Source organism: Paenibacillus sp. 01L418, from assembly GCF_056400045.1.
In genome coordinates this window covers 1-898 of the sequence record NZ_JBFTSN010000817.1, presented here as the reverse complement: position 1 = coordinate 898, position 898 = coordinate 1, and the positions used below count along the sequence as shown (strand labels likewise).

1 protein-coding gene is annotated in these 898 nt (G+C 59.5%); it reads right to left on the bottom strand.

The genetic code is table 11. The features are described 5' to 3' along the window. The coding region (locus tag AC1DSE_RS35855; protein ID WP_477529191.1) for an S-layer homology domain-containing protein at positions 1-863 on the bottom strand (863 nt) is incomplete at its 3' end. Between the last annotated feature and the right edge of the window lie 35 nt (positions 864-898).

Genomic DNA, 898 nt, shown 5'->3' with positions numbered 1-898 from the left:
GCCAGTACCTGCACGAACATCGCGCGCGTCATTGAGGTGCCAGGTGAGAACGTCGTGGACGTCGTGCCGTTGAAAAGACCGTATGTGTAGGCGAAGTTTACGTAGCTGTAGAACCAGTCGTCCATGTTGACATCCTTGAAAGGATTGCCCGACATCACGAGGAAGCCCAGCGGGGTGTCGTCATCGAACACAAGCTCCGTACCCTCATGGATGTTCAGCGACATGCCGTTGTCTAAGCCGACACTCGCGCCGCCCGGTCCTACCACAACCGCGCCGCCGCTCTGTATCTTCGAGCCGCCGTGGATATCCACCTGGTTGCCGTTCGGCAGGTTCACATGCGCGTCTCCGCCGCCCACTGTGACCGTACCGTCGCCCGCTATCGTCGAGCCGCCCGGAATGGTCACTGTGCTGTTGCCGCCGGGTAGTGCCACTTCGGCGCTCTTGTCCGCCGGAATAGTCACCTTACCGTTTGAGTCTATAGTTGTGCCTTCGGGTACCTTAATCTTCGTCCCACCCTTGGTCGCAATCTCGCCGCCGCCGGGTAGGGTGGTGTTGCCGTTTTTGTCAGTGACCGCGGGCTTATCCTTAGGTGTATTCACTGTGTAGTTCGCCTTCGACAATCCAGCGTTTGTCCCGGTGCCCGTATTGCCGCTGTTGCCACCAGAAGGATCGGGCACAATGGGAGTCGGCGTCTTCGTCGGCGTAGCCGTTGCACTGATCTCCGCGCCGTCGCCCTTCGCACTTACCGCAACGACCTTGAAGGTGTAGCCTTGGTCGTTTGTCAGGCCCTTGAAGGTATATTTGGTCTCCGCCGCACCCAGTGTGACTGGCGTCACGTTGCCGTACCAGACCTTGTAACCCAATATCGCGCTGCCACCGTCGTCAGCCGGAGCAGTCC